Source organism: Phytobacter massiliensis JC163, from assembly GCF_000321045.1.
GTDB classification, from domain to species: Bacteria; Pseudomonadota; Gammaproteobacteria; order Enterobacterales; family Enterobacteriaceae; genus Phytobacter_A; species Phytobacter_A massiliensis.
The window spans coordinates 234,892-256,241 of the sequence record NZ_HE578945.1; the positions used below are offsets into that span (position 1 = coordinate 234,892).

The 21,350-nt window shown below is 53.9% G+C and carries 21 protein-coding genes and 1 tRNA gene; 10 read left to right on the forward strand and 12 right to left on the reverse strand.

Going from position 1 to position 21,350, the window contains the following annotated elements; all coding sequences use genetic code 11:
• Positions 1 to 914 (reverse strand): LytS/YhcK type 5TM receptor domain-containing protein (locus ENTHG_RS01375; RefSeq protein ID WP_044178853.1); only part of this gene is annotated, 914 nt, incomplete at its 3' end.
• A 385-nt stretch (positions 915 to 1,299) separates the two neighbouring features.
• Here ENTHG_RS01375 and alaC point away from each other — a divergent pair.
• Positions 1,300 to 2,538, forward strand: coding sequence for an alanine transaminase (gene alaC, locus ENTHG_RS01380; RefSeq protein ID WP_044172655.1), 1,239 nt, complete (start codon positions 1,300 to 1,302; stop codon positions 2,536 to 2,538).
• Positions 2,539 to 2,588: 50 nt separating this feature from the next.
• Here the strand turns inward: alaC and ypdK are convergent, their stop codons facing one another.
• Together ypdK and ENTHG_RS01390 are read right to left on the reverse strand one after the other, a co-directional pair.
• The gene (gene ypdK, locus ENTHG_RS24935; RefSeq protein ID WP_099458783.1) at positions 2,589 to 2,660 is read right to left on the reverse strand and encodes a membrane protein YpdK; all 72 of its coding nucleotides are present in this window, start codon (positions 2,658 to 2,660) and stop codon (positions 2,589 to 2,591) included.
• 425 nt (positions 2,661 to 3,085) lie between these two features.
• Entirely contained in the window at positions 3,086 to 3,835 is a 750-nt protein-coding gene (locus ENTHG_RS01390; protein WP_044178856.1) for an SDR family oxidoreductase, read from the reverse strand.
• Positions 3,836 to 3,934: 99 nt separating this feature from the next.
• Here ENTHG_RS01390 and ENTHG_RS01395 point away from each other — a divergent pair, with 99 nt between their 5' ends.
• Positions 3,935 to 4,843 (forward strand): AraC family transcriptional regulator, encoded by a 909-nt coding sequence (locus ENTHG_RS01395; RefSeq protein WP_044172661.1) that lies wholly within the window; start codon positions 3,935 to 3,937, stop codon positions 4,841 to 4,843.
• Here the strand turns inward: ENTHG_RS01395 and ENTHG_RS01400 are convergent.
• The 5 genes from ENTHG_RS01400 to ENTHG_RS01420 all read right to left on the reverse strand — a co-directional run bounded on the left by ENTHG_RS01400 (position 4,840) and on the right by ENTHG_RS01420 (position 9,012).
• Complete coding sequence (locus ENTHG_RS01400) at positions 4,840 to 6,093, reverse strand: hypothetical protein (RefSeq protein WP_044172664.1); 1,254 nt, start codon at positions 6,091 to 6,093, stop codon at positions 4,840 to 4,842. The genes ENTHG_RS01395 and ENTHG_RS01400 overlap by 4 nt on opposite strands.
• Positions 6,077 to 7,018 carry a glycosyltransferase family 2 protein gene (locus ENTHG_RS01405; RefSeq protein ID WP_044172667.1) on the reverse strand — a complete coding sequence of 314 codons (942 nt, stop codon included), beginning with the start codon at positions 7,016 to 7,018 and terminating at the stop codon, positions 6,077 to 6,079. Before ENTHG_RS01405 ends, ENTHG_RS01400 begins: the two co-directional genes overlap by 17 nt.
• Positions 7,015 to 7,377 carry a GtrA family protein gene (locus tag ENTHG_RS01410; RefSeq protein ID WP_044172670.1) on the reverse strand — a complete coding sequence of 121 codons (363 nt, stop codon included), beginning with the start codon at positions 7,375 to 7,377 and terminating at the stop codon, positions 7,015 to 7,017. Before ENTHG_RS01410 ends, ENTHG_RS01405 begins: the two co-directional genes overlap by 4 nt.
• Positions 7,378 to 7,693: 316 nt before the next feature.
• The gene (locus ENTHG_RS01415; RefSeq protein WP_044172672.1) at positions 7,694 to 7,915 is read right to left on the reverse strand and encodes a hypothetical protein; all 222 of its coding nucleotides are present in this window, start codon (positions 7,913 to 7,915) and stop codon (positions 7,694 to 7,696) included.
• 197 nt (positions 7,916 to 8,112) lie between these two features.
• Positions 8,113 to 9,012 (reverse strand): LysR family transcriptional regulator, encoded by a 900-nt coding sequence (locus ENTHG_RS01420; RefSeq protein ID WP_052332657.1) that lies wholly within the window; start codon positions 9,010 to 9,012, stop codon positions 8,113 to 8,115.
• A gap of 155 nt (positions 9,013 to 9,167) precedes the next feature.
• Here ENTHG_RS01420 and ENTHG_RS01425 point away from each other — a divergent pair, with 155 nt between their 5' ends.
• The gene (locus ENTHG_RS01425; protein ID WP_044172679.1) at positions 9,168 to 9,659 is read left to right on the forward strand and encodes a GNAT family N-acetyltransferase; all 492 of its coding nucleotides are present in this window, start codon (positions 9,168 to 9,170) and stop codon (positions 9,657 to 9,659) included.
• A gap of 110 nt (positions 9,660 to 9,769) precedes the next feature.
• On the opposite strand, the gene ENTHG_RS01430 is transcribed toward ENTHG_RS01425, so the two are convergent.
• Both ENTHG_RS01430 and ENTHG_RS01435 read right to left on the reverse strand, forming a co-directional pair.
• Positions 9,770 to 9,844, reverse strand: a tRNA-Arg gene (locus ENTHG_RS01430).
• On the reverse strand, positions 9,831 to 10,859 hold the full coding sequence (locus tag ENTHG_RS01435; RefSeq protein WP_081653570.1) for a formate/nitrite transporter family protein: 1,029 nt from the start codon (positions 10,857 to 10,859) through the stop codon (positions 9,831 to 9,833). The genes ENTHG_RS01430 and ENTHG_RS01435 overlap by 14 nt, the downstream gene beginning before the upstream one ends.
• A 309-nt stretch (positions 10,860 to 11,168) precedes the next feature.
• Here ENTHG_RS01435 and mlaA point away from each other — a divergent pair, with 309 nt between their 5' ends.
• A complete protein-coding gene (gene mlaA, locus ENTHG_RS01440) occupies positions 11,169 to 11,921 on the forward strand; it encodes a phospholipid-binding lipoprotein MlaA (protein ID WP_044172682.1) in 753 nt (250 codons plus the stop codon).
• Positions 11,922 to 12,012: 91 nt separating this feature from the next.
• Here the strand turns inward: mlaA and fadL are convergent, their stop codons facing one another.
• Positions 12,013 to 13,371: a long-chain fatty acid transporter FadL gene (fadL, locus tag ENTHG_RS01445; RefSeq protein ID WP_044172685.1), complete on the reverse strand. Its 1,359-nt coding sequence runs from the start codon at positions 13,369 to 13,371 to the stop codon at positions 12,013 to 12,015.
• A 370-nt stretch (positions 13,372 to 13,741) separates the two neighbouring features.
• Here fadL and ENTHG_RS01450 point away from each other — a divergent pair, with 370 nt between their 5' ends.
• The 4 genes from ENTHG_RS01450 (at position 13,742) to sixA (ending at position 18,325) form a co-directional block, all read left to right on the forward strand.
• The gene (locus tag ENTHG_RS01450; RefSeq protein ID WP_044172686.1) at positions 13,742 to 14,026 is read left to right on the forward strand and encodes a YfcZ/YiiS family protein; all 285 of its coding nucleotides are present in this window, start codon (positions 13,742 to 13,744) and stop codon (positions 14,024 to 14,026) included.
• Between the two features lie 160 nt (positions 14,027 to 14,186).
• A complete protein-coding gene (gene fadI / locus ENTHG_RS01455; RefSeq protein WP_044172689.1) occupies positions 14,187 to 15,497 on the forward strand; it encodes an acetyl-CoA C-acyltransferase FadI in 1,311 nt (436 codons plus the stop codon).
• Positions 15,497 to 17,644 (forward strand): fatty acid oxidation complex subunit alpha FadJ, encoded by a 2,148-nt coding sequence (gene fadJ, locus ENTHG_RS01460; RefSeq protein WP_044172692.1) that lies wholly within the window; start codon positions 15,497 to 15,499, stop codon positions 17,642 to 17,644. Before fadI ends, fadJ begins: the two co-directional genes overlap by 1 nt.
• 195 nt (positions 17,645 to 17,839) lie before the next feature.
• Complete coding sequence (gene sixA, locus ENTHG_RS01465; protein WP_044172695.1) at positions 17,840 to 18,325, forward strand: phosphohistidine phosphatase SixA; 486 nt, start codon at positions 17,840 to 17,842, stop codon at positions 18,323 to 18,325.
• Positions 18,326 to 18,580: 255 nt separating this feature from the next.
• Here the strand turns inward: sixA and smrB are convergent, their stop codons facing one another.
• The gene (gene smrB, locus ENTHG_RS01470) at positions 18,581 to 19,132 is read right to left on the reverse strand and encodes an endonuclease SmrB (protein WP_044172698.1); all 552 of its coding nucleotides are present in this window, start codon (positions 19,130 to 19,132) and stop codon (positions 18,581 to 18,583) included.
• 163 nt (positions 19,133 to 19,295) lie between these two features.
• Between smrB and prmB the strand changes: the two genes are divergently transcribed.
• Positions 19,296 to 20,228, forward strand: coding sequence for a 50S ribosomal protein L3 N(5)-glutamine methyltransferase (gene prmB, locus ENTHG_RS01475; protein ID WP_044172701.1), 933 nt, complete (start codon positions 19,296 to 19,298; stop codon positions 20,226 to 20,228).
• A gap of 33 nt (positions 20,229 to 20,261) precedes the next feature.
• Complete coding sequence (gene aroC, locus ENTHG_RS01480; protein WP_044172704.1) at positions 20,262 to 21,347, forward strand: chorismate synthase; 1,086 nt, start codon at positions 20,262 to 20,264, stop codon at positions 21,345 to 21,347.
• Positions 21,348 to 21,350 lie beyond the last annotated feature (3 nt).

A 21,350-nucleotide genomic window follows, 5' to 3' on the forward strand; every position in this document is an offset into this window, starting at 1 on the left:
AGCGGGATCACCAGCATGGAGTGAATTTCCGGGGTACGATGAGCCTCATCGTTGTTTTTAATAATAATCTCGCCGCGATCGATAGCATGTCGCGTTGTCGGGCTGATGTCGTCGTCACTGCTGTGGTAATTTTCTTCACCGACGCCAACATAGGCCAGCACCCGTGCGGTGTTGGTGATGGCAACCGCGTCCGCGTTAATATCATGACGAATAATGTCGCACACCTGGCGCAGGGATTCGCTATTCACATCACGAAAGAGCGGGAGCGTTTTATTGGCGATATCGAGCGCCAGTTTGGCCTGTCGCCCGGCGATAGCCTCTTTTTCCCCTTCCACGCTCTGCACTAGCAGAACAATAAAGCCTATACAGACGCTGCCCAGGATCATCGGCACGCCAATTTTCGACACAATATCCAGCCCCAGCGCGGTGGTGGGCGCCCACAGCACCACCAGCGTCATGGTCAGGGTTTCACACGCCATTCCGGCGAGAATGCCTGCGCGCCAGTGGCGGGCTTTAGGGATTTTACGATTTATCCAGCCGGACAACACCCCGGCGACAATGCTGGTGATAAAGCAGGGTACGGCGGTCACGCCGCCGATATCAATAAGATAACGATGTGTCCCGGCGATGATGCCGGTAATGATGCCCACCCAGGGGCCGAATAAAATGCCGCCGGACATCACCGCAATAATACGCACATTAACCAGCGAGCCTTCCACCGGCACGCCCGACCAGGTGCTGAACAGGGCAAACAGAGAAAAGATTGCGGTGACGCCAAGGAGCTCTTTCGGCGTGTGCGCCGCTTTATGCAGCAGCTCGCGAAACAGGCGGATGCGGATCAGAAAGAAAAGACAAATCAGCATCAGCGCCGCGCGATCGAAAACCGCCAGCAGCATGTCGAATATTTGGTGCACGGGGGACTCATGTAAATAGCGTGAAAAAGCTATGATAAAAAACATCGCCGCAGAAGGCCAGTCAGGTACGAAAGACAGGCAATGAGGAAAAACCCCTTCCCTAAAAGGGGATTGAGTCCAGAGGCGAGAAATGCCGCTAAAACAGCAAAAGCCACGCGGTGGAAGGTAATTATTATGATATCAATGTGTTAAGGTTTGTAATGTTGTTTGCGTTTAAGCTACCCGTTTATTTTGTTTCTAATTTTTAATTTCCTCTTTTAAAAATGTAACTTTATTTTGCTTACCCTCTCGACAGCCGCTTTTTATTCAGGCTATTTTCATTGAGCGCCACATTCCTGTGGCGGCGTCGCTCGGACGGTCCGGGCGCTAACGTTTTGAGGTATATATGGCTGAGTTCAGTCCTGAACGCCGTTTTACGCGTATTGATCGTCTCCCCCCTTATGTTTTCAACATCACCGCTGAACTGAAAATGGCTGCGCGGCGGCGCGGCGAAGATATTATCGATTTCAGTATGGGCAACCCTGATGGCGCAACCCCGCCACACATTGTTGAAAAACTCTGTACCGTGGCCCAGCGGCCTGATACCCACGGTTATTCCACCTCTCGCGGTATCCCACGTTTACGCCGGGCAATCTCCCGCTGGTATCAGGATCGCTACCAGGTGGACATCGATCCTGAAAGCGAAGCCATTGTGACTATTGGTTCGAAAGAGGGGCTGGCGCACCTGATGCTGGCGACGCTGGATCATGGCGACACAGTGCTGGTGCCCAATCCCAGTTATCCCATTCATATCTACGGCGCGGTCATTGCCGGCGCGCAGGTGCGCTCTGTACCGCTGGTAGAAGGGGTCGACTTTTTCAATGAGCTGGAGCGCGCGATCCGCGAAAGCTATCCCAAGCCGAAGATGATGATCCTGGGCTTTCCCTCTAACCCGACCGCGCAGTGCGTTGAACTGGAGTTCTTCGAGAAAGTGGTGGCGCTGGCTAAACGGTACGATGTGCTGGTGGTTCACGATCTGGCCTACGCCGATATCGTCTTTGACGGCTGGAAAGCGCCATCAATTATGCAGGTGCCCGGCGCGCGCGACGTGGCGGTGGAGTTCTTTACGCTCTCTAAAAGTTACAATATGGCCGGCTGGCGTATCGGCTTTATGGTGGGCAACAAAACGCTGGTCAACGCGCTGGCGCGGATTAAGAGTTACCACGACTACGGCACATTTACGCCATTGCAGGTGGCGGCGATAGCGGCGCTGGAGGGCGATCAGCAGTGCGTGCGGGATATTGCCGCGCAGTATAAGCGCCGTCGCGATGTACTGGTGAAAGGGCTGCATGAAGCGGGCTGGATGGTAGAGATGCCGAAAGCATCAATGTATGTCTGGGCGAAAATCCCCGAACAGTACGCCGCTATGGGGTCGCTGGAGTTTGCGAAAAAGATGCTGCGGGACGCTAAGGTCTGCGTTTCGCCGGGGATCGGCTTTGGCGACTATGGCGACACGCACGTGCGTTTCGCGCTGATTGAAAACCGCGACCGCATCCGCCAGGCGGTAAGAGGCATAAAAGCCATGTTCCGCGCCGACGGACTTCTTCCGGCGGCGACCAAAACGGCCATCGAAGACGGGGCCTGATAACGAAACAGGAGCCATTTGGCTCCTGTTTTTCTACCCGTCAGGGTTGCTCAGATCATCAGGGCGAACGTGCCGGCCCAAACAATGACCATCACCGAAATGCCCATAAAGAAATATTTCACGTTCATCGCTCCGCACACAACGTGTGCATTAATGACCATCAGGACTGAGTATAGAGAGATGAAACTCCGCCACCGTCAAAATGAGAATTTTCTCGCTTCGGGCTCCGGTTCCACCCCTGAATTCGTCGCGCAAAGTGCACCAGACGGCGCTAATGTACGCTTAATTTTTCCCCCTTACAAGCGGCATTTTTCTAAATAATATCCGTCACTTACAGAGTGTCGGGCTTTGGCGACACAATGATTTCTCTCAGTTATAAATTAGCGTTGAGCGACGCGTTATAAGCGTGTTACAGGCGTTAGTTTCGCTGTTGAATTACAAGGTTATTTTGTGAGGCGGAGCACAGTTATGGCGCTTTGGGAGTGCGCTTAAAAGCGTGGGGATCGGAAAAGGGGCTTCGACCTAAAAATGGGGAAGCCCGCTTTTTTTATGCCACAGCGTGTTTGTCCGCCATGGCTTTTGCATCCGCTCCGGCAGGCAGACGCATCGGCACTGTCGGGTCGTTTGCCATTTGCCATATCGCTTGCGCGACGTCCTCCGGCCGGGTTACCGGGTCGTCCGCCTGTACACTGGCAAAAATGCGCTGGCTCAACGGCGCATAGGCCTGCGGCACGCTTCCCATGATACGTCTGGCGTTTTCACCGAAACGGGTAGAGGGCGACCGCCCCGGCAGTACCAGACCAACCCGGATATTAAACGGGCTTACCTCCAGGGCCAGAGACTCGGTGAAGGCATTAATCGCTGCCTTGCTGGCGGTATAGACCGAGAGCAGCGGCATCGGGGCTATCGTTACCGCAGAGGTCACATTGATAATGACCCCGGCACGACGCTGCCGGAACCGGGGAAGTATCGCCTGGATCAATGCCATCGTTCCGATGGTGTTGGTGGCGAAAACCTCGTTAATAGCGTCAAGAGAAACCCCTTCCAGGGCGTTTAACATGCCGACGCCCGCGTTGTTAACCAGTACGTCGATATCGCCTGTCCCGGCGAGAGCCTGTTCTATGCTCTCTTTACGGGTGATATCCAGCGCCAGCACGGAGAGATTTTCGCTGCGCGGCAGCAGGTTCTCCTGCGGTGTTCGCATTGTTGCTATTACTCGCCAGCCCTGCGCCAGGAAATACCGTGCGGTTTCCAGACCAAAACCGGATGAGCAGCCGGTAATCATTACTGTTTTCATATTGACCTCGGTAAGTTGCGTGCCCGACATCTACAATAGGTCAACAGGGCTGGACGATATATATTCAGCAGTCCGCACTTTATTAGCAGGAGTCCAGGTATGAGCGATCCCTTAGCCGACGTCATTACCATGTTAAAACTCAGGGCCGTGCTCTCTAAAACGGTCACCGGGGCAGGGGAGTGGCGTGTGCGGCGTTCCGATTACGGGCAGTCCTTTTACTGCGCTATCCTGGAAGGCGCATGCCGTCTGGAAATTGAAGGCCATGAGCCGCTCACGCTGGTCGCAGGGGATTTTATTCTGATACCGGCAGCGTACAACTTCGCCATGACGAGCCTCGCACCTCCTGCCTTCCACGATGCAACCACAACGCCCGTTGAAACCTCGCCGGGGCATTTCCGGCTGGGAAGCCAGCATGATGCGGTTGAGATGGTGGCGCTTATAGGCCACTGCGCGGCGGATGCTTCGAACGCAAACCTGCTGGTTTCTCTGCTGCCAGCGTTTGTGCTGGTGCGTAATGAACCGCGCCTTGGCTTACTTCTGCAATTATTAAAGGATGAAGCGCAGGCCCGGCGCTCCGGAAAGGAGATGGTGCTGACGCGCATTATAGAACTGCTCTTTATTGAGGCCATTCGCGCTACCGGCACGCTCGCGACTCCCGGTCTGATGCGCGGCCTCTCCGATGCCCGTATCGCACAGGCGATACGGCTGATGCATCAGGAGCCAGCAAAACGCTGGACGGTAAAGGCGCTGGCCGAGCGCTGCGCCTTATCGCGCTCGGCGCTATTCGCGCGTTTTACCGCGCTGACGGGCGTAACGCCAATGGCTTATCTGCTCTCCTGGCGAATGACCCTCGCGATGCAGCTGCTTAACCAGCGTGATACCAGCATGGCCGGGATTGCAGAGCGCACAGGCTATAACTCAGCGAGCGCATTCAGCGTGGCGTTTACCCGCTATGTCGGTGTGCCGTCGGGGAAATATGCGCAGCAGGGTAAAATCGCCCCAAATTAATGCTTCCTGAGCTCCATTGTCCATCCTGGAGGATTGATATGGATCTGCATTGATTCGCCTGATGCCAGCCCGGAAAACGTTTTTATATCCTGACGGTAACCCACTTCTGCCATTGGTGGAATGGTGTATCCCCTGAGCATAAACGGCGTTGTCACAATAGCCAGGATTAATAAAGGAATATTTGATCCTTTACTGATTTTGTTAACCACAAACAATATCAGGCAGAAAAAGGAAAAATTTGTGATAAAGAAATAGCGCTCGCCTACACCAGGAACAAGCAAAGGGGGCCATTGTGGTTGGTCAAGGCTTATCATGGGTTTCGCAAGGGCAAAACCAAGCATCAGCACGGGGAATAAAACGGCTGATTTATACCGCCAGTCGGATTTCCACAGCAAGCAGATCATAGTCAGGACTAATGCCGCGCAGAGGATAATATTGAGCTCATGCCTTCCCCCCATTCTAGTAATATAATCATTTGGAAAGAAGGAACCGCCAACGACTCTATAGCCGATTATATCCACAAGTAAACTAAAGGTTGCACCAAGCGGAGCCGGGGACCTTCCTGTATCTGAGGATATAAGAATTGCTGCTACCTGAATAACACAGCAGACAGCCATAGTGATATCAAAAGCATTAATGCCTTTGATTGCATTAATTATCCCACCGCGTTGTGAAATTCTTTTTAATATCAGGCAGGGAGCGATAAACACCACGAATGGCCCACTCAATGAGCTGATTATGAGTAGAGTAAAATCATGAATTTTCCATGAGCGGCTATTCGCATCATCTGCAAGCACTACTGCCATCAGATACAGCGACAGGTACCAGTGAGCGTTGGTAATGTTAACATACCCTTCCCACAGGTTCGGCATGGTTAGAAAATAAACAACAGCAACAATTCGATACTGAATTTTGATAAATGATAAACGCTGCGAAAGTATAAATAGAATAAAGAAACACCTTATGCTGATCGCAATCATGTTTGCTACCAGTGCAGCTTTAGAGATGCCGAAAATTATTGCGATACCATAACTTAAGCGAGAGATGGTCTGGTAATAGCCATTCTGTGGAAGATATATTGAGCTCCAGAATCCGTTATTATAAATACTTTCAAGCCAAATTTTCCCATCTTCCGCCCACGGTTGGGGGTTAAAGATGATATCTGGTCTCCTTGAAGCTATTATACAAAAGGTAATCACAAAGAGAGCGATCCAGCTAAGTAGAGTTTCTGCTTTATTTCGTTGTTTCATTATTATTCACCTTCGAGCGAGAAATTATATATCTCGGCCTGCCCTTAGTCTCAATATAAATCCTGCCAATATACTCACCCAGCACCCCAATGCCGATAAGCTGGATGCCGCCAAGGAAAAGTATGGAGACCAGAATCGATGGGTAACCATGTACCGGATTACCAAAAAGTAACGTCTCGACTACCATATACGCGCCATAAATGAACGCCAGCCCTGCCACCAGCAGACCAATATAAGTCCACATGCGCAGCGGAAAAGTGGAAAAGCTGGTGATACCCTCAAGCGCCAGATTCCATAGCTTCCATCCATTAAATTTAGAACTGCCCGCTACGCGTTCTGCCCGGGCATACTCAACCACATCCGTACGGCCACCCACCCAGCTCAGCACACCCTTCATAAACAGGTTGCGCTCCGGCATCCGCTTGATGTTTTCTACCACTTCGCGCGACATCAAACGGAAGTCGCCTACGTTTTCCTCAATCTGCGGATTACTGATCTTGTTGTGTAACTTATAAAACCACTCTGCCGTTTTGCGCTTCATTCTGCAGTCGGTAGAGCGGTCTGCACGCTTGGCCAGCACCATATCCGCGCCGGCTTGCCATTTCTCGATGAGATGCGGAATCACTTCTATAGGATCCTGCAAATCAACATCTATAGGTATAACGGCGTCGCCTGTCGCATGGTCAAGCCCGGCAAAGAGCGCTGGCTCTTTGCCAAAATTACGCGTGAACGAAAGAGGCACCACCAGCGGGTCTGCGGTTGCCAGCGCATTAATAATGGATTCCGTAGAATCTTTACTGCCGTCGTTAATGAAAACTATTTCCACTTGATGCTGTTTAAGTGGTTCAAATTCACGAACGGCCTGATAGAAGACAGGAATGGCTTCCTCTTCATTAAAAACAGGAACGATCAGAGAAATGTTCATTTCGCATCCCTAAAGACAATGAACCTGGAATAGATAAAACCAGCCACCAGACTGAACCCGGAAAAAACAATCAACGTAACAACAGGAGGGGCATTGAACGCATCGGCGATAAAGCCTGTCAGCGTCGCCAATATGCCCATAAAAACGACAAATGCGATATAGCGCACTGATGTCGCTTTCGTTTTAAACGTCCATCTGGCGTTAGCAAAGAAACTAAATGTCACCGCGATACAGAACGCCACCAGGTTAGAGACCGCCTGGTTTGCACCGAAAAAATGGAAAAGCGCACCAAAGCATAACCAGTGCAAAGCTGTGTTTATAACGCCAACCGAAACATATCGGCTAAATAATTTTAACATTAATAAACCAGGTTAGTTATGGGTTATTAATACATTTGATAGAAGAGATTGCTAGCACGTCGATTTTATACTCTTACACAAATTTCCTGCCAGGAGGTTAGGGGATAATCATAATTTTATTGTGATTATAGGTGCTATTATTCAGTAATAGCCTGCTAAAAAATTAAGGTTTCGTCTTATATTGCACGGTTAATCTTATAGAGGCGGGGAAAGTTATAGCGTCTCCTGCAGACTCTGAAGAGAGATTAACCCGCAGGATAGCTTTGCAAAGCGGTAGCTAATTGCCCGCGGGAGTGTTGGTCAGGGCAGGATATACCTACCGAACAACGTTGCCGCGCTGTACGCAGTGACCATCGTTACAGTTAACCGCATCCACCCTTGCTGCGCGGCGGTTTCTTGCCTCTGCCGTAGCCGCAACAGCGGCAACCGGGTGATCGGAATTCGCCACCACCGCCGCGCGTTCTACCGGGTGAAAAATAACCCCTGCGAATGCTGACCAGGGCGTAATTAACGCCATAAGAATGATGAGCTTTTTCATTTGCTTTCTCCGTTGGTTATTTTGCAGGCGTATCTCGATGCTTGTTACGGAATTGAGATATTCCTTAAATTCTTAAGGCAGGAGAGTACTTGATTGGGACCTGTGAGGTTGTGTCTATGGATGCTATTAGCAGTAAATGACAAGGTATAAAAAAGCAGCAGCGGTATTATTCACCACGTAAATATATCATTCGTAGGTTATGGGTAATCAGAGGCGCAAAGGGCGATAATTTGTTCTTTCATCCACTGATGGGACGGGGCGGCGCTCAATACCGCACTGTAATATACCCTCAGCATATATTGCGGTGTCGGAAAGGGCGGCGTAAAGACCACGAGGTCTTTCATATCGAAAATAGAGGCAATTCCACGTTTGGGTAACGTGATAATCAAATCGGTGCGTGCCACGATGATAGGGGCAATCATCAGGCTGGGTAATTCCACCATAATCCGACGCCTGACCTGCTGTTTTTCCAGAAAGCGATCGATCGCGCCACGGGATTCCATCCAGGGGCTGACCACAACATGGCCCGCTTCAAGATAGCGTTCACGGCTCAGGCTATCGCTAATGACCGGATGGCCCTTACGCACTGCAACGACATAATCATCAGTGAAGCAGTTAATGGCGTCTATGCCGCGGCGAGAGAGCCTGGGTTCCTCTTCAAAACCTAGCGCAAAATCCACCTTACCCGATAGCAGATCTTCGTCGGCATTGAAGTCACGGGAATAGAGAAGCTTAATGGTGATCCCCGGCGCCTGATGGTTAATGCGGGAAATAAGCGGCGGCAAAATAACCGCAGCAGTATAGTCGGTGGCAGCAAAAGTAAATGTTTCGGTACTGCTGGCAGGCTCAAAACTGGGGTGTTCGTAAAGACAAGATGACAGACTGCCGAGCGCTGCGGCAACCCGGGCGGCAATGCTTGCCGCTTTTGCCGTTGGCACCATCCCCCCGCCTGAGCGGATAAAAAGCGGATCGTCCAGCGAGGCCCGCAGGCGGTTCAATGCATGGCTTAATGCGGACGGGCTCAGTGCGAGCTCACTGGCGGCCCCGGTCACACTCCTGTGTCGGTAGAGCGAATCGAAGACCAGCAGCAGATTCATATCAAGTTTTCTTAACGCAGCATGCATAGCGTTCAGCGTCCCGGCACTCTCTGAAATGTACATTGTGCATTTTATTATTGCATAGAATGCAGCGTAAACATGTTTGATAGCAGGTAAAATCGTCCTGCCAATTTGAATAATGATGAGGATTAAGAATGTCTACACCTGTCTTCCGCCGTGCGACGCCTGCTGATACCGATCGCTGTTTTGATATCGAAATAACGTCTTACGAAGGGGATGAAGCGGCGACGCGGGAAAAGATCGCTACCCGTATCAACCTGTATCCAGAAGGGTTCCTTTGTATGACCCTTGACGATGAGATCATCGGTTTTATTAACGCAGGCTGCGCGTGGGAAGTGGTGATGTCGGACGAAGAGTTTAAAGAACTTGTCGGGCACGATCCTGCGGCACCTAACGCGGTGATCATGTCCGTTGTTGTTCATCCAGATTTTCAGGGGAAAGGCTACGCTTCTCTGCTGATGCGTGAGTTTATCGCGCAAATGAAAAGTATGGGTAAAAAGACCATCCATTTAATGTGCAAAGATCGTCATATCGATCTCTATGCGCATTTTGGCTATCGCTATATCAAACCCTCTTCCTCCGATCACGGTGGCATGGCGTGGCATGAAATGATGATGACGCTCTGATATTAATTTGCGCCTAACGTGAGGTGCTATTCGCTGGAGACGGGTGAATATGAAAAACGGCTCAACGTTTTTACAGCGCGGGATTTATGGCGGTGGAATAAGAGAGGTCATGGTGTCCCCTGCAGGAATCGAACCTGCAACTAGCCCTTAGGAGGGGCTCGTTATATCCATTTAACTAAGGGGACGAGGCGGCAGGAGTATAACGTTAAATCGTCTTTGCGTTAAGCTTACCTGCTGCCAAGTGGTTAAACCGTCGCCACTATGCCTGATTTTTCTCCGCCTGGCGGTTTTTTCTGCTTCCTTCGCTTTGGCTTTCGCCTCGGCTTTGCGCGCGTTAATCATATCGTTACGGATCTGCGCGTGGCTCAGCAGCGCGAAGATAAAGGTGCCGCCGCAAATATTGCCGGCCAGCGTGGGCAGGGCAAAGGGCCAGAGGAACTCACTCCAGTGAATGTTGCCGTTAAAGATAAGATAAAAAATCTCTACCGCGCCCACGACGATATGGGTGGTATCGCCCAGCGCGATAAGCCAGGTCATCAGAATGATGACGAAAATCTTCGCTGAACCGGCGGAAGGAAACATCCACACCATGGTCGCGATTAACCAGCCGGAGATGATGGCGTTAGAGAACATCTCCAGCGGCGTATTTTTCATCACGTCCATACCGATTTTGACAAACGCGTCTCGCGTCGGCTCGTCGAATATCGGCATATATTCAAACGCCCATGCCGCAATACCGGTGCCCACCAGGTTGCCAAGCAGCACCACGCTCCATAAGCGCATCATCAGGCCAAAATTGACCCATGACGGCGTCTGCATCACCGGCAGTACCGCCGTGACGGTATTTTCGGTAAACAGCTGCTGGCGGGCCATGATGACAATAATAAAGCCAAAGGTGTAGCCTAAGTTTTCCAGCACGAATGCGCCGGGAATGCCTTCAAGCTGGACGTGAAAAATGCCTTTTGCCAGCAGGGAAGCCCCCATAGACAGCCCTGCCGCAATCGCTGACCAGAACAGCGCCATCGCGTCGCGTTCCAGCTCTTTTTCACCATCCTGACGGATATGTTCGTGAATCGCCATCGCCCGGGAGGGAAGGCGTTCTTCATCCACCTCAATATCTTCACCTTGCTCTTTCTCTTCGCTCTCTACTTCAATCTCTTCGCTGTGTTTGTCGATTTTTTCTTCTTTGATATCGTCCATGTGGATCCCGTCATACATTGCATCACATGGCTTAAGCGTAGCGGCTTTTAGTCGATTCTGAGGGCGATGAAATCTTAATTTGCCTTGATGGCAATAATCGCCATACGAAAGCGGCAAAGATTGTATAAAATTGTTACGGACCGGCGTGCCAATTTAAGGCTATGCTGAATTGCGCTTAATCCGTTGCGTAGACACAGCAATGTGCGCTGATACAATGCGTTGCATATTGCAAGCGGCAAAGTAGAGCCGCTACTGTTTGGGTCCGCATAAATAGCCTTCGGCAGAGGCCGTTTTTTCAGGGAGACATCTATGAAATTCCGCCTGTCGGCGCTTGCGCTGGCAACCACATTGTTGGCTGGCTGCGCCAGTTCAGGAGAGACGCAGGGGCGTTCGGATCCGCTGGAGCCGTTTAACCGCACCATGTACAACTTTAACTTCAATGTGCTGGACCCTTATGTTCTGCGCCCTGTGGCGGTAGCCTGGCGGGATTATGTGCCGCAACCGGCACGGAACTGGCTGAGCAACTTCACCAGCAACCTTGAAGAACCTGCCATCATGGTGAACTATTTCCTGCAGGGCGACCCCTATCAGGGAATGGTGCACTTCACCCGTTTCTTCCTTAATACGCTGCTGGGTATGGGCGGCTTTATGGATGTGGCGGGGTTGTCGAATCCTAAGCTGCAGCGCGTTGAGCCGCACCGTTTCGGCAGCACGCTGGGCCATTATGGAATGGGATATGGCCCCTATGTGCAGTTGCCTTTCTACGGCAGCTTTACGCTGCGTGAAGACGGCGGCGATATGGTGGATACGCTCTATCCGGTGCTCTCATGGCTGACATGGCCGCTGTCGGTGGGTAAATGGACGGTTGAGGGCATTGAATCTCGTGCGCAGCTGCTCGATTCCGACGGCCTGCTGCGCCAGTCTTCCGACCCGTATATTCTGGTGCGCGAAGCCTACTTCCAGCGCCACGACTTTATCGCCAACGGCGGCGAGCTAAAACCAGAAGAGAACCCGAACGCCCAGGCGATTCAGGACGATCTTAAGGATATCGATTCCGAATAAAAGAAAAGGTGAGCGCGAAGCTCACCTTTTTCTCATCTGCATCCAGGATTCCCGGATGCGGCTAATACGCCTTATCCGGGCTACTTTTTTATCAGAACGCGTAGTTAAAGTTCACGCCGTAGAGCCACGCATGACCTTCCGATTTAAAGGTATACGGACCTTCGGTGAACTCAACTTTCTGACCGTGCATATAAGAGACGCCCAGGTCGACAGAAGCATCTTTATTGAAGGCGTAGGTCGTACCGGCGCTCAGCCACAGGCGATCCTGGTCAGGAATCGAGATAGAGCGTTTTTCCGCCGGAACCGGGCTGTCATCGAAGGCAATACCGCTGCGGAAGGTCCAGTTATCATCCATATAATAAGTGGTCCCTAATGCAATGCGGTACGAATCCTTAAAGCCTTCATCTTTATAGAACAGCGTGTCGCCGTTGTTTTTCGCTTTCAGCTCCTGGAACTGGCTCCAGCTGGTATAGGCCAGGCTGTAGTGAATCGCCCACTGCGGCGCAACGCGGTTATAGCCTGACACTTCCCACATTTCCGGCAGGTTCAGCGACAGTGAACCATCAATGGTGGAGCCGCCGGTGCCATAAGGCAGGCCCAGGCCCAGCGCGGCGTTGATCGGGTTCAGCGTTGGCGGCAGGTTGCTCTTGTAATCGCCATCAAAATCAATCTTGACCTCGGAGCGGTAGGTCAGCGCGTAGCGGTTGTCTTTATCCAGTTCATAAAGGATACCGGCGTTCCAGCCAAAGCCCCATTCGTCGCCTTTCAGGCGGGCAATCTGCGTGTCACGGCTGATGCCGCCAGCCTGCGAGCCAATAGCCGCGGCCTGAGCGGGGGAGAGTTGGCCTGCGCGTACCAGCGCCGGAATATTCGCACCGATAATTTGCGGCAGGTCACCTGCGTAACGCTCCAGTTTCGCTTTTGCGTAAATGGCGTCGAAGCCCAGACCGAAGCTCCAGTGGCTATCCAGACGGTAAGCGCCGCTCAGGTTGAGGTTCAGCGTTTCCAGGTCGGTAGTGCCGCCCATCGAACCCGCTGCGTAGCTATTATTAAATTCAGTCGCCAGACCGTAGTTAGAGGTCAGTGACGCCCCCCAGCCAAACTGATCGTTAATCGGCGCGACAAAATGCAGGTTCGGCACCCATGCGGTCGGCGCGATATTATCCTGGCTGGCGTCGTTGCCAATAATAGAACTCCCTGTTACGTCCACATCCGGATCAACGAAAATAGCGCCGCCCGAGAAAGTCGGTCGGTCAAACATCATAATCAAAGCGGGGTTGCGGCTGACGTTACCTGCATCATCCGCAATAGCGCCTTCGCCGGAATATGCACGGCCAAGACCAGAAGAAGAAAATTCGTTGAGCTGGAAGCCTGCAGACCAGGCCTGGGTTGAGACGATTGCCACTGCCACTGCGAGTGCAGCTTTTGTATACCGGGTTTTCTGGCTCATGACCAAAACCTCATCGGGTTATTTTTATTAATACTATGTTACATGGCGTAACAGGAGCGCGAAGTGTAGGGTCTGAGATGAATCTTAGAAATCAGACCAGTGGCGAGAGTATAGGTCGTACCAGTTAATATGTTGCAAGCTTGTAATTAAAAAATTTCAAATGTGATCTTCGAAACGAGATCCAGGTGGCAAAATTGTTAGGGTCGTCATTAACCGGAATGGGTGAAATTTGTTTTAGATCATTTTTAAGTGTGATTTCGGTCACTTAGCGACATTCATCACATTCTCGACTGGAGACGCTCAGGGCAGGGGGGTAAAATATGCACAACGTTTATCTGGCACCTTGAGTGCATATTCAGAGGAAATCACAATGAGCAAATGCAGTGCTGATGAAACCCCGGTTTGCTGCTGTATGGATGTTGGCACCATTATGGACAACTCCGATTGCACCGCATCCTATAGCCGCGTCTTTACGAACCGTGCCGAAGCGGAAGAGACCCTGGCAGCATTGACGGCCAAAGCGCGCAGCGTGGAATCAGAGCCTTGCCAAATCACCGCTAACTTCACCGAAGAAGCGCAGGGCGTGCGCCTGGATATCGACTTTGTTTTCGCCTGTGAAGCAGAAACCCTGATTTTCCAGCTTGGTCTGCGTTAATCGTCCCGTCAACGCTCCCTCTTCGGGGGCGTTTTTTCAATCTTCTCTGTGCCTTACCTCCCAATTTTGCCTCTCTCCAATTGGCTAAATGTAAATAATTGGTTAAGACTGTTAGCAGGTCAGACCACTTATTGCATTATGCTGTTAACAGGGGAGCGTTATGAGTCAGGCATTACCGCTTGTCACCCGTCAGGGCGACCGCATTGCCATTGTCAGCGGATTACGCACGCCGTTCGCGCGCCAGGCGACTGCCTTTCATGGCGTTCCGGCCGTCGATCTCGGCAAAATGGTGGTGAGCGAATTACTCGCCCGCAGCGAAATTCCGCCGGAAATCATTGAGCAACTGGTCTTTGGCCAGGTTGTACAAATGCCGGAAGCGCCAAATATCGCACGCGAAATCGTGCTTGGCACCGGCATGAGCATGCACACCGACGCCTACAGCGTCAGCCGTGCCTGCGCCACCAGTTTTCAGGCGGTGGCGAATGTGGCGGAAAGCCTGATGGCAGGCACAATCCGCGCGGGCATTGCAGGCGGCGCGGACTCCTCTTCCGTGCTGCCGATTGGCGTCAGTAAAACGCTGGCGCGTACCCTGGTAGACGCGAATAAAGCCCGTTCAGCAGGGCAAAAGCTCAAGCTCTTTTCCCGCCTGCGCCTGAAAGACCTGCTCCCTGTGCCCCCCGCGGTGGCCGAATATTCAACCGGCCTGCGGATGGGAGACACCGCCGAGCAGATGGCGAAAACCTACGGCATCAGCCGCGCGGAGCAGGATGCGCTGGCCCATCGTTCTCACCAGCTTGCCGCCCAGGCCTGGGCCGAAGGCAAGCTGGCCGATGAGGTGATGACCGCTTACGCGCCGCCGTTCCGCGACCCGTTAACTCAGGACAACAATGTCCGGCAAAATTCCAGCCTTGCTGACTATGCGAAGCTGCGGCCCGCGTTTGACCGCAAACACGGGACGGTCACGGCGGCGAACAGCACCCCGTTGACCGACGGCGCGGCGGCGGTCATTCTGATGACTGAATCCCGGGCGCGCGAACTGGGCTTAACGCCGCTGGGCTACCTGCGCAGCTATGCGTTTACGGCGATTGGCGTTCAGCAGGACATGCTGCTGGGGCCGGCCTGGGCAACGCCGCTGGCGCTGGACAGAGCGGGCCTGACCCTTGCGGACCTCACTCTGTTTGATATGCATGAAGCGTTCGCTTCGCAAACCCTTACCAACCTGAAACTGCTGGCGAGCGCCAGTTTCGCCCGCGATGTGCTGGGACGCGAACAGGCCACCGGCGATGTGGACGACAGCAAGTTCAACGTACTGGGCGGTTCAATCGCCTATGGTCACCCCTTTGCGGCCACCGGCGCGCGGATGATAACCCAAACGCTGAATGAACTGCGCCGTCGCGGCGGCGGTTTTGGACTTGTCACCGCCTGCGCGGCGGGGGGCCTTGGGGCGGCAATGGTTCTGGAGGCGGAATAATGGAGATGACCTCAGCATTTACCCTGACTGTGCGCCCGGACAATATCGCCGTGGTGTCGATAGACGTTCCCGGCGAAAAAATGAATACCCTCAAAGCAGAGTTTGGCGGCCAGGTTCGCGCCATTCTCAAACAAATCCGGGAAAACAGGGCCATACGCGGCGTGGTGTTTATCTCCGCTAAAGCGGATAACTTTATTGCCGGCGCGGATATCAACATGATTGACCGCTGCCAGACGGCAAAAGAGGCGGAAGATCTCGCCCGCCAGGGCCAGCAGGTGATGGCGGAGATCCATGCGCTCACCGTTCCGGTGGTGGCCGCTATTCATGGCCCCTGTCTTGGCGGCGGCCTTGAACTGGCGCTGGCCTGCCATCGCCGTATCTGTACCGATGACGGCAAAACGGTGCTTGGCCTGCCGGAAGTTCAACTCGGCCTGCTGCCCGGCTCCGGCGGCACCCAGCGTCTGCCGCGCCTGATTGGCGTGAGCACGGCGTTGGAGATGATCCTCACCGGCAAACAACTGCGTCCACGCCAGGCGCTGAAAGCCGGGCTGGTGGATGATGTCGTGCCGCAGTCCATTCTGCTGGAGGCCGCCGCCGCGCTTGCGCAGCAGGAACGCCCTGCCAGCCGACGCCTGCCGGCGCGTGAACGCCTGCTTGCCGGGCCGCTTGGCAGGGCGCTGTTGTTTCGTATGGCCGCGAAAAAAACCGAACAAAAAACCCAGGGCAACTATCCGGCGGCGCCGCGCATTCTGAACGTGATCGAGACCGGGCTCAGCCAGGGACGCAGCAGCGGCTATGAAGCCGAAGCGCGGGCGTTCGGCCAGCTGGCGATGACGCCGCAATCGCAGGCGCTGCGCAACATTTTCTTCGCCAGCACCGAAGTGAAAAAAGACCCCGGCAGCCCGGCTGAAGCGGGCCCGCTGCGCAGCGTGGGCGTGCTTGGCGGTGGTTTAATGGGGGGCGGTATTGCTTTTGTTACGGCAGGCAAGGGCGCTATCCCGGTTCGCATTAAGGATATTAATCCGCAGGGTATCAACCACGCGCTGAAATACAGCTGGCAGCAGCTTGATAAAAAGGTGCGCCGCCGCCATCTCAGAGCTGCCGAGCGCGATGCGCAAATGGCGCGCATTTCCGGCACCACCGACTACAGCGGTTTTGCCCGGCGTGATGTCGTCATCGAGGCGGTATTTGAGGATCTGGCGCTTAAGCAGCAGATGGTAGCGGAAGTCGAAGCCCACTGCGCGCCGCATACGATTTTCGCCTCGAACACTTCCTCGTTGCCGATTGGCGACATTGCCGCGAAGGCGGCCCGGCCGGAAAACGTTATCGGCTTACACTTTTTCAGCCCGGTGGAAAAGATGCCGCTGGTGGAAGTCATCCCCAACGCCGGTACGGATGCCCGCACGGTGGCGACCATCGTGAAACTGGCAAAAAAACAGGGTAAAACCCCGATTGTAGTGGCGGACAAAGCGGGCTTTTACGTCAACCGTATTCTCGCGCCTTACATGAGCGAGGCAATGCGCCTGTTAAGCGAAGGCGAACGCATTGAGCACATCGATAACGCATTAGTAAAGTTTGGCTTTCCGGTTGGCCCAATCCAACTTTTGGATGAAGTGGGAATCGACACAGGGACTAAAATTATACCGGTTCTTGAGGCCGCTTACGGCGACCGTTTTAGCGCCCCTGCAACTGTCGTTTCCGCAATTTTGAACGACGATCGCAAAGGCAGAAAAAATGAACGCGGTTTCTATCTTTACGCAGCGAAAGGGCGTAAAAGCAAGAAACAGCCTGACCCGGCTATCTACCCGCTTATTGGCGTGACCGGTACAGGCCGTTTATCGGCAGAATCGATTGCCGAACGGTGCGTGATGCTGATGCTGAACGAAGCGGCGCGCTGCTTTGATGAACAGGTGATCCGCAGCGCGCGGGATGGGGATATCGGCGCGGTCTTCGGGATTGGTTTTCCGCCGTTTCTCGGCGGGCCATTTCGGTATATGGACACCCTGGGCGCGAGCGAAGTGGTCGCTATTCTACAGCGTCTGGCAACGCAGTACGGGGAGCGTTTCACTCCATGTCAGCTTTTGTTACAAATGGCTGAGCGGGGCGAAATTTTCTGGCGTAAAAACGAAACTGAGTATGTAAGTTAAGGTCAAAAAAGGGTAAATCCTGTTCTTAATGAAACGCGTATGGTTATTTTGTAAACGGTGATTGACTATACTTACGCCATTGAGTTAAAAAACAGCGTTTCATTAAGTCATTGGATAAGGCACAATGCCCGGCCATTGAACTTCCCTGCCACCGGCAGGGAAATCGATGCTTCTGGTTAACAAAAGCGGTGCAATATGCAAGTTTTTATCATGCGTCACGGCGATGCCGCCCTCGATGCAGCCAGCGACTCGGTTCGTCCGTTAACCCCTTGCGGGTGTGATGAATCCCGTCAGATGGCAACCTGGCTGAAAAGCCAAAAAGTGGATGTCGAACGTATCCTGGTTAGCCCGTTTCTGCGTGCTGAGCAGACGTTGAGCGAGGTGGGCGGCTGTATTAACCTGCCGGATAACGTGGATGTCCTGCCCGAACTGACCCCCTGCGGCGATGTCGGCCTGGTCAGCGCTTATTTACAGGCGCTGGCAAACGAAGGTGTCGCTTCCGTGCTGGTGATCTCCCACCTGCCGCTGGTTGGCTATCTGGTGGCTGAACTCTGCCCGGGCGAAACGCCGCCGATGTTTACCACGTCGGCCATTGCCAGCGTTACCCTGGATGAACAGGGGAAAGGGGTGTTTAACTGGCAAATGAGCCCCTGCAATCTGAAAATGGCAAAAGCCATCTGATCCCGGCCTGTCTGGTTGTCGCTGGATTTTCCCGGATGCGGCGTCGCCTTATCCGGGGATCTGACCGCTGAGGTTGCTGACAAACCCGGCAGTGACGAAAGAGCGGCACAATGACGGTAGCCCGGATAAGGCGTTTCGCCGCATCCGGGAGTCCCGGGTGCGCTGACACTTACCCGGGCTACCCCGTTCCATAAATTCCTGTTGGTTTTGTCATCAGTCTCAAGCCCCTGACGGGGCTTTTTTATTGCGCTGGCGTCAGGGAAGCTCCGGCGGCTGCCACTCTTCTACCTCAATGAGTACCAGCACCGCTGCGTCGCCGCCGTACTCCTTCGGCGCCTGGTGAAACGCCATCACGTGCGGATGCTGGGCCAGCCACAGCGGCGTCTGCTGCTTAAGAATATGTTTGCCGTGCCCGTGCATAACGCAGGCGCAAAATACGTGTTCGCGCCGACAGGCGGCAATCAGCGCCCCCAGCTCCTGCTTGGCCTGCAACTGCGTTAAGCCGTGCAGATCAAGAAACAGTTCGGGGGAGTAATCGCCGCGGCGGAGCTTTTTCAGTTCGAAATGGCTGACGTCATCACGCACGTACTTCACCGGGCCGTCGGTATTGAGCAACGGCTGGAACTCGTCGGAAAAATAGTGGCTGTTATCCGCCTGCTCCTGTAATAACCGCTTTACCGGCACCTCGCTCACTTTTTTACGCAGCGGGCGGTGGACCACCGTATCCTGTTTCATCTGCCGGGTGCCGGTCATCAGCTGCCGGAACAGCGCCTGCTCCTCCTCGCTAAGCGATGCTTTCTTTTTCATTTGCGCTTCTCATCTTTTATTTCTTCCAGTGTACCCGACTCAGCGCCGCTGTTCAGGCAAAATGCACTTTTAGGCGGCGACGCGACGCGACAATGCTGATTTATCGCCGTCTTCATGGCAAACTAGCCGCCGAATTTGATGCAGGCATGTTCTGGAGGACAAGATGGATAAAATTTTTGTAGATGAAGCAGTGAACGAACTGCACACCATTCAGGACATGCTCCGCTGGTCGGTTAGCCGATTCAGCGCGGCCAATATCTGGTACGGTCACGGCACCGATAACCCCTGGGACGAGGCGGTACAGCTGGTTCTGCCTTCGCTTTATCTGCCGTTAGACATCCCGGAAGATATGCGCACCGCGCGTCTGACCTCCAGCGAAAAACACCGCATCGTTGAGCGGGTGATTCGCCGTGTTAACGAGCGCATCCCCGTCGCCTACCTGACCAACAAAGCCTGGTTCTGCGGCCACGAATTTTACGTTGACGAGCGCGTGCTGGTGCCCCGTTCACCCATTGGCGAACTCATTAACAACCATTTCTCTGGGCTGGTTGACGCGCCGCCGCAGCACATTCTCGATATGTGCACCGGCAGCGGCTGTATCGCCATTGCCTGCGCCTATGCCTTCCCCGAAGCGGAAGTGGACGCGGTAGACGTCTCCCCCGAGGCGCTGGCTGTGGCTGAACATAACATTGAAGAGCACGGCCTGATTCACCACGTGACGCCGATCCGTTCCGATCTGTTCCGCGACCTGCCGAAAGTACAATACGATCTGATTGTCACCAACCCGCCGTATGTCGATGAAGAGGACATGTCCGACCTGCCCACCGAGTACCGCCATGAGCCGGAACTGGGGCTGGCGTCCGGCTCCGACGGCCTGAAGCTGACGCGCCGTATTCTTGCCTGCGCGCCGGATTACCTCAGCGACCAGGGCGTGCTGATTTGTGAAGTGGGCAACAGCATGGTACATCTGATGGAGCAGTATCCGAACGTGCCGTTTACCTGGCTTGAGTTCGACAACGGCGGCGACGGCGTCTTTATGTTGACTAAAGCGCAGCTGCTGGCCGCCCGCGAGCATTTCAGTATCTATAAAGACTAAAAACAGCAACACAACAACGACAATGGAGCCGTGATGGCAGGAAACACAATTGGACAACTCTTTCGCGTGACCACCTTTGGCGAATCGCACGGCATTGCGCTGGGCTGTATCGTCGATGGCGTTCCGCCGGGCATTGCGCTGACCGAGGCCGACCTCCAGCACGATCTCGACAGGCGTCGCCCCGGCACATCACGCTACACCACCCAGCGGCGTGAACCCGACCAGGTGAAAATTCTCTCCGGCGTTTTTGAGGGTGTCACGACCGGCACCAGCATCGGACTGCTGATCGAAAACACCGATCAGCGTTCCCAGGATTATGGCGCCATTAAAGATCTGTTCCGTCCGGGGCATGCTGATTATACCTACGAACAGAAATACGGCCTGCGCGACTACCGTGGCGGCGGCCGCTCTTCCGCCCGTGAAACCGCAATGCGCGTAGCGGCGGGGGCGATCGCCAAAAAATTCCTCGCTGAGAAGTTTGGTATCGTGATCCGCGGCTGTCTGACGCAGATGGGCGATATTCCGCTGGCCATTAAAGACTGGGAGCAGGTCGAGCAGAACCCGTTCTTTTGCCCGGATCCGGATAAAATCGACGCGCTGGATGAACTGATGCGCGGGCTGAAAAAAGAGGGCGACTCCATTGGCGCGAAAGTCACCGTAGTAGCGGATGGCGTACCCGCCGGACTGGGCGAGCCGGTATTCGACCGCCTCGATGCTGATATCGCTCATGCGCTGATGAGCATCAACGCGGTAAAAGGGGTGGAGATCGGTGACGGCTTCGGCGTGGTGAACCTGCGCGGCAGCGAAAACCGTGACGAGATCACCGCTCAGGGCTTCCAGAGCAACCACGCGGGCGGCATTCTGGGCGGCATCAGCAGCGGGCAGCAGATTATTGCCAACATTGCGCTCAAGCCTACCTCCAGCATCACCGTACCGGGGCGCACCGTTAACCGCTCCGGCGAAGAGGTAGAGATGATAACCAAAGGCCGCCACGATCCCTGCGTTGGTATTCGCGCGGTGCCCATCGCCGAAGCGATGCTGGCTATCGTACTGATGGATCACTTTATGCGTCAGCGCGCGCAAAACGCCGATGTGACGCCCACGCTTCCACGCTGGTAAACG

Excerpts from the sequence above, each read along its gene's own strand:
- alaC (WP_044172655.1), top strand. The coding sequence starts at position 1,300 with ATGGCTGAGTTCAGTCCTGAACGCCGTTTTACGCGTATTGATCGTCTC.
- ENTHG_RS01390 (WP_044178856.1), bottom strand. The coding sequence starts at position 3,835 with ATGAAAACAGTAATGATTACCGGCTGCTCATCCGGTTTTGGTCTGGAA.
- ENTHG_RS01395 (WP_044172661.1), top strand. The coding sequence starts at position 3,935 with ATGAGCGATCCCTTAGCCGACGTCATTACCATGTTAAAACTCAGGGCC.
- ENTHG_RS01400 (WP_044172664.1), bottom strand. The coding sequence starts at position 6,093 with ATGAAACAACGAAATAAAGCAGAAACTCTACTTAGCTGGATCGCTCTC.
- ENTHG_RS01405 (WP_044172667.1), bottom strand. The coding sequence starts at position 7,018 with ATGAACATTTCTCTGATCGTTCCTGTTTTTAATGAAGAGGAAGCCATT.
- ENTHG_RS01410 (WP_044172670.1), bottom strand. The coding sequence starts at position 7,377 with ATGTTAAAATTATTTAGCCGATATGTTTCGGTTGGCGTTATAAACACA.
- ENTHG_RS01415 (WP_044172672.1), bottom strand. The coding sequence starts at position 7,915 with ATGAAAAAGCTCATCATTCTTATGGCGTTAATTACGCCCTGGTCAGCA.
- ENTHG_RS01420 (WP_052332657.1), bottom strand. The coding sequence starts at position 9,012 with ATGAATCTGCTGCTGGTCTTCGATTCGCTCTACCGACACAGGAGTGTG.
- ENTHG_RS01425 (WP_044172679.1), top strand. The coding sequence starts at position 9,168 with ATGTCTACACCTGTCTTCCGCCGTGCGACGCCTGCTGATACCGATCGC.
- ENTHG_RS01435 (WP_081653570.1), bottom strand. The coding sequence starts at position 10,859 with ATGGACGATATCAAAGAAGAAAAAATCGACAAACACAGCGAAGAGATT.
- mlaA (WP_044172682.1), top strand. The coding sequence starts at position 11,169 with ATGAAATTCCGCCTGTCGGCGCTTGCGCTGGCAACCACATTGTTGGCT.
- fadL (WP_044172685.1), bottom strand. The coding sequence starts at position 13,371 with ATGAGCCAGAAAACCCGGTATACAAAAGCTGCACTCGCAGTGGCAGTG.
- ENTHG_RS01450 (WP_044172686.1), top strand. The coding sequence starts at position 13,742 with ATGAGCAAATGCAGTGCTGATGAAACCCCGGTTTGCTGCTGTATGGAT.
- fadI (WP_044172689.1), top strand. The coding sequence starts at position 14,187 with ATGAGTCAGGCATTACCGCTTGTCACCCGTCAGGGCGACCGCATTGCC.
- fadJ (WP_044172692.1), top strand. The coding sequence starts at position 15,497 with ATGGAGATGACCTCAGCATTTACCCTGACTGTGCGCCCGGACAATATC.
- sixA (WP_044172695.1), top strand. The coding sequence starts at position 17,840 with ATGCAAGTTTTTATCATGCGTCACGGCGATGCCGCCCTCGATGCAGCC.
- smrB (WP_044172698.1), bottom strand. The coding sequence starts at position 19,132 with ATGAAAAAGAAAGCATCGCTTAGCGAGGAGGAGCAGGCGCTGTTCCGG.
- prmB (WP_044172701.1), top strand. The coding sequence starts at position 19,296 with ATGGATAAAATTTTTGTAGATGAAGCAGTGAACGAACTGCACACCATT.
- aroC (WP_044172704.1), top strand. The coding sequence starts at position 20,262 with ATGGCAGGAAACACAATTGGACAACTCTTTCGCGTGACCACCTTTGGC.